The organism is Paraburkholderia solitsugae, from assembly GCF_013177695.1.
Lineage (GTDB): Bacteria > Pseudomonadota > Gammaproteobacteria > Burkholderiales > Burkholderiaceae > Paraburkholderia > Paraburkholderia solitsugae.
In genome coordinates, this window is the sequence record NZ_WOEY01000049.1 from 1 (window position 1) to 10504 (window position 10504).

Annotated in this window: 10 protein-coding genes; all 10 read right to left on the reverse strand. The window is 63.7% G+C overall.

Annotated elements, in window-relative coordinates:
• Window positions 1-159: 159 nt before the first annotated feature.
• Window positions 160-1467 (reverse strand): DUF3443 domain-containing protein, encoded by a 1308-nt coding sequence (locus GNZ12_RS11995; RefSeq protein ID WP_172310541.1) that lies wholly within the window; start codon window positions 1465-1467, stop codon window positions 160-162.
• Window positions 1468-1482: 15 nt separating this feature from the next.
• Window positions 1483-2037: a DUF2844 domain-containing protein gene (locus GNZ12_RS12000; RefSeq protein WP_172310542.1), complete on the reverse strand. Its 555-nt coding sequence runs from the start codon at window positions 2035-2037 to the stop codon at window positions 1483-1485.
• 287 nt (window positions 2038-2324) lie between these two features.
• Complete coding sequence (gene cheZ, locus GNZ12_RS12005) at window positions 2325-3029, reverse strand: protein phosphatase CheZ (protein ID WP_172310548.1); 705 nt, start codon at window positions 3027-3029, stop codon at window positions 2325-2327.
• A gap of 7 nt (window positions 3030-3036) precedes the next feature.
• Entirely contained in the window at window positions 3037-3432 is a 396-nt protein-coding gene (cheY, locus tag GNZ12_RS12010) for a chemotaxis response regulator CheY (protein WP_172310543.1), read from the reverse strand.
• Between the two features lie 64 nt (window positions 3433-3496).
• Window positions 3497-4585 (reverse strand): protein-glutamate methylesterase/protein-glutamine glutaminase, encoded by a 1089-nt coding sequence (locus GNZ12_RS12015; protein WP_172310544.1) that lies wholly within the window; start codon window positions 4583-4585, stop codon window positions 3497-3499.
• Window positions 4586-4590: 5 nt separating this feature from the next.
• Window positions 4591-5361 carry a chemoreceptor glutamine deamidase CheD gene (gene cheD / locus GNZ12_RS12020; protein ID WP_172310545.1) on the reverse strand — a complete coding sequence of 257 codons (771 nt, stop codon included), beginning with the start codon at window positions 5359-5361 and terminating at the stop codon, window positions 4591-4593.
• On the reverse strand, window positions 5358-6335 hold the full coding sequence (locus GNZ12_RS12025) for a CheR family methyltransferase (RefSeq protein ID WP_172310549.1): 978 nt from the start codon (window positions 6333-6335) through the stop codon (window positions 5358-5360). Before GNZ12_RS12025 ends, cheD begins: the two co-directional genes overlap by 4 nt.
• Before the next feature lie 204 nt (window positions 6336-6539).
• Window positions 6540-8429: a methyl-accepting chemotaxis protein gene (locus GNZ12_RS12030; RefSeq protein ID WP_172310546.1), complete on the reverse strand. Its 1890-nt coding sequence runs from the start codon at window positions 8427-8429 to the stop codon at window positions 6540-6542.
• 49 nt (window positions 8430-8478) lie between these two features.
• Window positions 8479-9015, reverse strand: coding sequence for a chemotaxis protein CheW (cheW, locus tag GNZ12_RS12035; RefSeq protein ID WP_172165135.1), 537 nt, complete (start codon window positions 9013-9015; stop codon window positions 8479-8481).
• Window positions 9016-9096: 81 nt separating this feature from the next.
• Window positions 9097-10504 (reverse strand): chemotaxis protein CheW (locus GNZ12_RS12040; RefSeq protein WP_172310547.1); only part of this gene is annotated, 1408 nt, incomplete at its 5' end.

The window sequence follows — 10504 nt, forward strand, 5'->3', positions numbered from 1 at the left end:
GGGCGCGGGCTACGGGTGGCTGGCTTGCGGCGGCAAACCACGGGCATCTGACCAAGGGCCGACTCGCTAATCGTGGCAAGCGGTGCCGGCTACGATCAATGGACACCTGCGCGATTTCGCGCGGGTGTCCAACCCGCCCTTACGCCTGCGTCGTCCAGCTCAGAAGCCGACGTAAGGCGCCGGACCACCGGGTGTCTGATCGAAGCCGTAGTACACGTGACGGCCATAGAAGAACGGCAAGCCGAGATCGAAGCTGCTACTGCCGCCGATTTGCCCGGCCAGATCGTTGAACGCATAGTTGCTGGTGTTGCCGAACAGCGTCGCCGCGCTGAGGATGCCGATCGGGACGCTCGCTGTCGTGCTGTTCTGGCCGGCCAGCGTGATCGACCGGGTTTGCGCGGACGACGGGCAATAGAACCCGGGGTAATTACTGCCGCACAGCGCGAGCGAGCTATCGGCGAAGAAGTAGGCGTTCGAACCCGAATCGAAGAACGCCTGCACAGTCGTGCCGTTGTACACGCTGTTGTTCATGTCGCCGAAGCCGTCGGTGGCGAAGGTCTGCACCGTCGTCGGCAGCGTATTGTTCGACTGCGTGCCGATCCCGAACACCAGCGTGCCGGTGGCCGAGGACTGTCCGGTATTCGACACCGGCGGCAACTGCACGATCACGCCATTGTTGTCGACTGGAAAGTTAGCGGCGGGATTGGCGACCTGCTGATTGGGCGGCACCGTGGCGCGGGGACAGGAGCTACTACCGCTGGGACACGTGAAGTAATTGCTGTAGTTGGCCGCGGTTGACGCGGTCGAGCAGGTTGTGCCGCAATCGGTGAGCGCAGTGCCGATGCCGAGAATACCGTTGGCGCCAAGATTGTTGACCGTGTTTTCGGCCGAGCCGCTGCCGCAGCCCTTCGCCGGCGCCGTACCCGCGGCCGGATCGCCGATGATCTGTATCGGGATGGCCCTGCTCGTCGTCTCGCCGCCGATTTGCACGGTCGCGGTGCGCACCGTGCCCCAGGTGTAGCCATCGGCGAAAGTTGCGCATTCCCCGAGTTGCGCACCGCTGGCCAAGGTACTGATCGGTAGCGACGATGTATTCACCACCGTGCTGACCAAACGCAGCCCGAACGAACCCGTATCGACCTGGATGTTGCTGATGACCTGACAATTGGATGTCGTGCCCGGTGGGCAGATGGTCACGCTAACCGTCGGAATATTGATGACGCCACTCGTCCCCTGCCCGACCGTGACCGCCACGGTATTCGCCACGGTCGCGGCGATCGGCTGCTGGGTCGGACTGGCCGGCAGCGAGCCGCCGTTCAGCGTGGTCGACGAATTGTTATTGTTACTGGAACTGGAGCTGCCGCCGCCACCGCCGCATGCGGCCACCAGCGACACCAACGCCACGGCCACGACGGCCTGCATCCAGCCCCTGAACTTCCCAGCAATATGACTTTGCATGGTTCGCATCGTTCGTCCCCGCCCTTACTGGATGTCGGAACCGCTGACGCCGGCGGGCAACGCCGGCGGCAACCAGGCCTGACCGCTGAACGCGCCCATGTGGCCGCCGGAACGGACCACGAGGCTGCTCTGGTCGACCGCAACCGGGCCACGCCCGCCTCCGCGCGCCGCGCGCACGGCTTTCACGCCGGCGACGTACTGCGGAAAATAGCTGCCGAGCAGATCGTTGAGATCCGGCATTTGCGGACCGCGCCACGCGATGCCGAAGACCGAACCGTCCGCGGCGAGGTATTCGCGCACCACCGTGCCGTTGCCGAACGTCGTTTCACGCACGGTGTAGGACGCGGAAGCTGAGGCGGCCGAGGAAGAAGAGGCAGCGCTGGATGCAGAATGCATCACGCTTTGAGCCGCCGTTGCCGAACTGGCGCCGGGCTGCACGATGCGGGAAGAAACCGACGCATCCGCAGGGGGTGTCATCGGCGTGCCGCCCAGTCCCGCATAGGCGGATTGCACGGCTGACAGCGAACAGGGTAATGCTAGCGCCATAACGAACCCGGCGCGACGTACACGACTCCACATGACAAGGCTCCTCCCGAGCTGCTGCTGCTCGGTTCGCACTTAGCGCGAACCGGCCGCATGTATGCAGATCATACGGCACCGCTGCGGTCGCACTCATAAGGAATGCCTCACCGTGCCACCGACCGGTGACTGTTTCTCACCGGAACGCCGTGCCGCTGCTTGAGTGCGTAGTATGCCTGCGGTTTGTGTCGGCAGACAGCAAGCGCACGCTCCCGCGTGCGCTTGCTGCACATACCGATCCGGCGGTCAGGCGATCCGGCTCGAGCCCTTCTCGGGCGGCCCACCAGTCAGAAGCCGAGACTCGCCAGCAGATCGTCGACCTGCGACTGGTCCTGCACCACGTCCGTCTTGCCTTCCGGATTGATCTGCGGACCATTCAGCAGATGTTCGGGGCTGCCGGTGGACGACGGCTCAGCTGCCAGTGCCGCCGCATTCGCCGCGAACTGCTCGCGCCGCTCGAGCGCGATGTTCTCCACTAGCACGCCGAGCAGCTGCTGCTCGATCAGGTACACGACATCCGTGATCTTCTTGATGACCTGGCCGGTCAGATCCTGGAAGTCCTGCGCCAGCATGATCTCCATCAGCTGCGCATTGGTCGCGCCCGTCGCTTCGGGCACGCCGCGCAGAAAGGTCCGCGTGTCGTTCATCAACGCGCGCACTTCTTCGCGCTCGATCGGCGCCGCGTACCACTGCTCCCAGCGCGCATCGAGCTCGCCGGCATCTTTCTGCAGTTGTTCCTGAATCGGCTTGGCGACGTCGATCGATGACAGCACGCGCTCGGCGGCCTGCTCGGTCATGTTCGCGATGTACTTGAGACGGTCGCGAGCATCGGGCACGGCTTCCGCCGCACGTTCGACGTGCTTGTCGATCCCGAGCTCACGCATCGAGTCACGCAGCGTGCGCGTCAGTTGTCCGATACGGGCGAGGATGCGGTCAGACGCGAGGTCGCCGCTCTCGGTCGCCGCTTCGGCGCCTTGCGCGTTGGTCGACAGAGTCACATCAGCTCCCGGCTTTCGCCATCTTCTCGAGAATCTTGTTGAGCTTCTCGTCGAGCGTCGCGGCCGTGAACGGCTTGACGACATAACCGCTCGCGCCGGCCTGCGCCGCCGCGATGATGTTTTCCTTCTTCGACTCGGCCGTCACCATCAGCACCGGCAGATGCGCGATGTTGGCGTCGGCGCGGATTTCCTTGAGCATGGCCAAACCGTCGAGGTTCGGCATGTTCCAGTCGGAGATCACGAAGTCATACGACCCGCCGCGCAAACGCGCGAGGCCGGCTTGACCATCTTCCGCCTCGTCGACGTTGGAGTAGCCGAGCTCTTTGAGCAGGTTGCGAACGATCCGGCGCATCGTCGGAAAGTCGTCAACTACCAGAATCTTCATTCCCTTATCCATTTCATTCCCTTTGCTTGATCCATGATGCGGCGCATGACCGCCAGTTCATTCCATCAGGCGCGCATCATACCCGCTGTACGCGGTCACCCATCGACGACAGACGCGCCATCACCCGACGGCTCATTTCCGGCAGCGATGCAATTTCGTCCGCGGCGCCAAGCGCAATGGCTTCACGCGGCATGCCGAACACGATACAGCTCGCTTCGTCCTGCGCGAGGGTGTACGCCCCCGCTTTTTTCATCTCCAGCAGCCCGGCGGCGCCGTCGCGCCCCATCCCGGTCAGGATCACGCCGACCGCGTTCTTGCCCGCGTGTTGCGCGGCTGAACGGAACAGCACGTCCACCGACGGACGGTGGCGGTTGACCGGCGGTTCGTCCGACAGATGCGCAATATAGTTCGCGCCGCTGCGGGCCAGCAACAGGTGAGCGTGGCCAGGCGCGATATACGCATGTCCCGGCAGCACGCGTTCGCCGTGCTCTGCCTCTTTAACGGTAATCCTGCACAAACCATTAAGGCGTTGTGCAAAAGATTTTGTGAAACCCGGCGGCATATGCTGCGCGATCAGGACGGCAGGCGCATCCGGCGGCAGCGGCACCAGCACTTCGCGGATCGCTTCGGTGCCGCCGGTCGACGCGCCGACGATGATCAGCTTCTCGGTACTGAGCAGCGGATTGTTGAAGAGTGGCGCGGCGGCGGCCGGCGCATGCGCGGCATGAGCGGCCGCGTGCTGCACCGGCGCGGCCTGGCGCACCCGTGCGCGGGCCGCGGCGCGAATCTTGTCGGCGAGCTTTTCCGAGTAGTCGAGCATGCCGTCGCGAATGCCGACCTTCGGCTTGGTGACGAAGTCGACCGCGCCCAGTTCCAGCGCGCGCAGCGTGATTTCATTGCCGCGCTCGGTCAGCGACGACACCATCACGACCGGCATCGGCCGCAGACGCATCAGCTTCTCGAGGAAGTCGAGGCCGTCCATGCGCGGCATTTCGACGTCGAGCGTCAGCACGTCCGGATTGTGCTGCTTGATGAGATCGCGCGCGACCAACGGGTCGGGTGCGGTCGCCACGACGGTCATGTCCGGCTGGCCGTTGATGATTTCCGTCATCAGGCTGCGGATCAGCGCCGAATCGTCGACGCACAGTACTTTGATCTTTTGCACAGCGCTCACGCCTCCTCTGTAGTTCTGGCGTTGTTTGAATTAATCGGGCGCGGGCTTGCGCCGAAGAGTTCGATGCGCGGCTTGGTTGCGCCTGCACCCGCGCTGCCGCCTGCCGCGCCGAACAGTTCGACCTTGGGCCTCGTGGCTGCCGGCGTCGAGAACAACTCGACCCGTTTGCGCGCCGCCGCGAGCCGCTCGGCGCGCGCTTCGGAGCTTTGCCGCATGAGCGCCTGTTCGCGCTCGGCCACGCCTGCTTCCTGCAGCAGACGCAATTTCTTCACCATCACCTGGCCGGTGCGCGGCATGAAAGCGACCTTGCGCGGATGCGTTCCCTGCAAATCCTCAGCGACGATGCGGATCTTTTCGAGCGCCAGATAACGGCGCACGAATTCCGAATTGCGATCGCCGATGTTCATCGTCGTCATGCCGGCCAGCACGGCGCCGCCGCCGAACACCTTGGCTTCGAAACGTTCGCGCCGGCCACCGGCCTTGATCAGTTCATTGATCAGCACTTCCATCGCATACGCGCCGTAGCGCATCGAATCCGACGCGGGCTGGCCGGCGTCCGCGCCGTCGTCGGGCAACATGAAGTGATTCATGCCGCCGATGCCGGCCGTGCGATCCTGAATGCAGGCCGCGACGCACGAACCGAGCACGGTGACGAGCACCATGTCTTCGTTGGTCGTGTAAAACTCGTTCGGCAACAGCTTCACGCCGGGGCGCTGGAAGTGGTTGTCGAAGTACAGATTGGTGGCGATCGGCAAGCTGCTGCTCATGCGGTCACCCCGTTGGCCGTTGCGCTGCCGGCATGGCTCGCATGGTTCGACGACCGTGCCGGCGCGCGTGCGGCGGCACCTGCGTCGCGCGTCAGCTCATAAACAGTCTGGCCGCGCAGCTTGAACGCCTGCGTCACATAGGTGAAGTTTTCAGAGTGGCCGGCAAACAGCAAACCACCCGATTTCATCAGCGGCTCGAAGCGTGCGAGCACCTGCGCCTGCGTCGGCTTGTCGAAATAGATCATCACGTTACGGCAGAAGATCGCGTCGAACTGTGAGCGCAGCGCGTAATCGCGGTCGGTCAGATTCAGTTGTTCGAAGCGCACCATCGCGCGCACTTCCGGGCGCACCTTGACCATGCCGGCGTGCGCGCCGGTGCCTTTCAGGAAGAAGCGCTTGAGCCGCTCGGGCGACAGATGCTTCACCTGGTCGAACTGATACATGCCGGCTTCGGCTTTCGCCAGCACTTGCGTGTCGATGTCGGTGGCGAGCACGCTGGCCTGACGCGCGCCGCTGTCGCCGAGCGCTTCGATCAGCGTCATCGCAATCGAATACGGCTCCTCACCGGTCGAGGCTGCCGAGCACCACACCGAAACCGGCTGCGCGCGGCGCGGCACGAACTCGGCGAGGATCGGAAAGTGATGGGCTTCGCGGAAAAACGCGGTCAGGTTGGTGGTCAGCGCATTGGTGAAGGCTTCCCACTCGGCCGGATCGTTTTCCGCTTCGAGCAGATCGAGGTACTGTTTGAAGGCCTCGAGACCCCGGGCGCGCAGCCGGCGCGCCAGACGGCTGTACGCCATGTCGCGCTTGTGATCCGACAGCGAAATACCCGCATTGCGATGAATCAGATCGCGAATGCGAGCGAAATCCGCCGACGTGAATTCGAAATCCCGTCCTTGCTCGCCGGGTCTAGCCGGTTCCGCTCGCTCGGAACGTGCCGGTTGCGGAGTTTGCTGTGCGCGCGTTGCCATTATGAGAGTTCCTGCCTGCAATACGAGCCATCCCGCTTTTCACCAGAAGGATTGCTTCTGGCGAAAGGGATTGTGTTCGCGGGGTCGCGCCCGCCCGCGAGTTCTGCCAACACGCAGTCGGCCCGCGACACGCCTTGTAAGCGTGCTTCGATGATTCGCCCCTCATGGAGCGAGATGCCGAATGACCGCATGTCTTTGTGCCACTTCCTAGAACGTTTCCCAATCCGCGTCCGATCCTGACGTCGGCGCGCTTGCTGTGGCCGGACGTGCTGGGGATTCGGATGCGGCGCGGGCCGTCTTCAGTTTGAGAGCCGGTTCGATACGTGCCGGGGCGGCACCATGGTTGGCCGAAGCCGGTGCTGCATGGGTTGCCGTGTTGGCTGCCGCGTGTGTTGCTGTGTGTGCTGCCGCTTGCGGCGCTGCCTTGGCGTGCTGCACGTGCTGGCTGCCGCCCTTGGTGTCACGCTTACCGTCACGCTCGCTGCCGTTCGGGCGTGCCCCAGCTTGCGGACGGGCCGCGGCCACGGTGCTGCGCGTCTGGCCCCCGGCCACCTTCCAGCCGTTCACCACCGCTTGCAGCTGGCGCGTCTGCTCTTCGAGTGAAGCCGCCGCAGCCGCAGCCTGTTCGACCAGCGCGGCGTTCTGCTGCGTCACCTCGTCCATCTGCACGACCGCACGACTCACCTGTTCGATCCCGCCCGACTGCTCTTCGGAAGCCGCGCTGATTTCGCCCATGATGTCGGTCACGCGGCGCACCGCCTGCACGATCTCGTCCATCGTGGTGCCCGCCCGGCCGACCAGCGCCGAGCCGCTTTGCACCTTGTCGACCGAGTCGCCGATCAGTTCTTTGATTTCCTTCGCGGCGCTGGCGCTGCGCTGCGCGAGGCTGCGCACTTCGCCTGCGACCACCGCGAAACCGCGCCCCTGTTCGCCCGCCCGCGCGGCTTCGACCGCCGCGTTCAGCGCAAGAATATTGGTCTGGAATGCAATGCCTTCGATCACGCCGATGATGTCGACGACCTTGTTCGAGCTGGTCGCGATGTCCTGCATCGTCGTGACGACCTGGTTCACCACGTCGCCGCCGCGCGTCGCGATATCCGACGCGCTGACGGCCAACTGGCTCGCCTGGCGCGCGTTCTCGGCGTTCTGCTTCACGGTGCCCGTCAGTTGCTCCATGCTTGACGCGGTTTCCTGCAGCGAAGCGGCCTGCTGTTCGGTGCGTTGCGAAAGATCGGTGTTGCCCATGGCGATTTCGCGCGCGCCGGTGTCGATCGACTCGGTGCTGCTGTGAACCGCCCTTACCATCGTCGCCATGCTTTCCTGCATCCGCTTGATGCCGGCGAAGAGGCGGCCGATTTCATTGCGGCTGAACACGTCGATCTGCTCGGACAGATCGCCGGACGCGATCCGCTCGAAGCATGCCGTCGCGTCGTTCAGCGGCTGCACGATCAGGCCGCGCAGTGCGAAGCGGATACCCACCACCATCAGCAGCGCGAGTACGGTGACGCCGATGATCAATGTAGTCATCAGTGAGATGTTCGATTGCGCGTCAGTCTGCTGATCCACGGCGCCTTGCTGCAATGCCTTGATGACCGCCGATGCCGCGCCGTCGTAGGCGATGAACATCGGGCTGATCTTCGTATCGGCGATCGCGTGATAGGCGCTCATGTCGTTCGCGTTCAGGGCCGCGAACTCTGGATCGACGCCTTCATGCATCACCGTCGTGCGCTTGGCGACCACGTCGTCGAGAAGCGCCTGATCGATGCCGTTCTTCGGCGCATCGAGATAGATCTGCCAGCTCTGATTGCCTTTGGTCAGCAGTTCCTGCGCGCGATCGATCGCTTTCTTCGCTTCGTCCGCGTTGCCCGCGGCCGACAGCGTGTTGAAGCGGTCCACCGCGAGACGCGAACGCAACAGGTACGCCGAAGCATCGTCGAGCGCGTGAATAGCGACCAGATCGCCGCGCGCGATCCGGTCGAGCGACTGGCTCGCGCCGTTCAGCGCGGTTAGACCAAGCGCGCCGACCACAACGGTCAGCGCAACCAGAATGATCCCCACCATCGTCAGCGATGTGCGAATCGACCACCTGCTCAGCATCTTGGCGCTCCCTGTTCCATCTATCTCTAGTACTGACGCGTATTGACGTTTAGGCGCTGAGGTTTTCGATCAGCGCCATTTCACGGCTGGTCATCAACTTCTCGATGTCCATCAGGATCAGCATGCGGCCGTCGACGGTGCCCAACCCCGTCAGGTATTCGGTCGTCAGCGTCGCGCCGAATTCCGGCGCCGGCATGATCTGATCGGTGGCAAGCGTCAGCACGTCCGACACACCGTCCACCACCATCCCGACCACGCGGTGCGCGACGTTCAGGATGATCACGACCGTCTGGTGGTCGTATTCGACACGGCCCAGATGGAACTTGATGCGCATGTCGACGATCGGCACGATGATGCCGCGCAGATTGATCACGCCTTTGATGAATTCAGGCGCATTGGCGATACGCGTCACATTGTCGTAGCCGCGGATTTCCTGCACCTTGAGAATGTCGATGCCGTACTCTTCGGCGCCGAGCGTGAAGACGAGGAATTCCTGACCGCCGGCGTCTGCCTGCTGCGCGTCGCGGCGGCCATTCGTACCGCTCGCGTTCGCGACGCTCGAATTGATGGATTGGACTTCTGCCACGTTAGCCCCCAAACGGTTGGGATGAAATAAATTGAGTGAGTGTTGCGAAAACTGCGTACCTGACGGATGCCATTACCGATGTCATGCGAGGCTCATCGCGCCGTGCGCATGGCGCGTTTCGCGATTTAGCGCCGCCACGTCCACGATCAGCGCGACACTGCCGTCGCCGAGAATGGTTGCGGCGGAAATGCCGTGCACCTTGCGGTAATTCGTTTCCAGATTCTTCACGACCACCTGTTGCTGTCCCACCAGCTCGTCGATCAGCATCGCAAAGCGGCGCCCTTCGGTTTGCATGATGGTGACGATGCCCTGCGTCGGTTCCTGCTTGGCGTCGTCGACCGTAAATACTTCGTGCAGCGCGACGAGCGGCAGATATTCGCCGCGCACGCGCACCACGCGTTCGCCGTTGGCGACCGTATAAATATCCTCGGCTCGCGGCTGCAGCGACTCCATCACGAAGTTCAGCGGCAGAATGAAAATCTCGTTGCCGACCTTGACCGACATGCCGTCGAGAATCGCCAGCGTGAGCGGCAAAACGATGCGCGTGGTACTGCCCTTGCCCGCATGCGAGGTGATTTCCACGTGACCACCCATCGACTGGATGTTCCGCTTCACTACGTCCATACCGACGCCGCGGCCTGAGACGTCCGTGACCTGCTCCGCCGTCGAGAAGCCCGGCAGGAAAATCAGGTTCCAGACTTCTTCGTCGGACATCGTTTCGCTGACCTGCATGCCCTGTTTGGCCGCCTTCGCGAGAATCTTGTCGCGGCGCAAACCGGCGCCGTCGTCGCTCACTTCGATGACGATGTTGCCGCCGTGATGCGCGGCTGACAGCACCAGTTGGCCGGTCGAATCCTTGCCCGCCGCGCGCCGCGCTTCCACGGTTTCGATGCCGTGGTCGAGACTGTTGCGCACGAGGTGAGTCAACGGATCGATGATCCGTTCAATGAGGCTCTTGTCGAGTTCGGTCGCCTGACCGAAGGTGACGAGTTCCACTTCCTTGCCCAGTTTCGCCGCCAGATCGCGCACGAGACGCGGGAAGCGGCTGAACACGTAATCCATCGGCATCATGCGGATCGACATCACCGCTTCCTGCAGGTCGCGGGCGTTGCGCTCGAGCTGCGCCATGCCGTTGAAGAGACGGTCGTGCAAGGCCGGATCGAACGTGCTGGTGGTTTCGGCCAACATCGCCTGCGTGATCACCAGCTCGCCCACCAGGTTGATCAGCTGATCGACCTTCTCAACGCCAACGCGAATCGAGCTGCCTTCCGCGCCGCCTGCTGCCGCGGCCGGACGCGCCGCCTTGCGGTCCTGTTCGGCGGCCGCCGCCGTGCTTGCCGCCGGTGCGCTGCTCGCGGCTGCGGGTGCAACCGCGGCGGGCGCCGGGGTATTCGCTGCGGTGGAGGCCGAAGCCGCCGAGGCGTCGAACAGTCCGTGCGTGGCGGCCGCTTGAGCGGGCGCAGCGGTGTGGGCCACCGGTGCCGACGAT

Coding starts and splice junctions, on each gene's coding strand:
- cheD (WP_172310545.1), bottom strand. CDS start 5,361: ATGAGCAGCAGCTTGCCGATCGCCACCAATCTGTACTTCGACAACCAC.
- GNZ12_RS12000 (WP_172310542.1), bottom strand. CDS start 2,037: ATGTGGAGTCGTGTACGTCGCGCCGGGTTCGTTATGGCGCTAGCATTA.
- GNZ12_RS12030 (WP_172310546.1), bottom strand. CDS start 8,429: ATGCTGAGCAGGTGGTCGATTCGCACATCGCTGACGATGGTGGGGATC.
- GNZ12_RS11995 (WP_172310541.1), bottom strand. CDS start 1,467: ATGCGAACCATGCAAAGTCATATTGCTGGGAAGTTCAGGGGCTGGATG.
- cheY (WP_172310543.1), bottom strand. CDS start 3,432: ATGGATAAGGGAATGAAGATTCTGGTAGTTGACGACTTTCCGACGATG.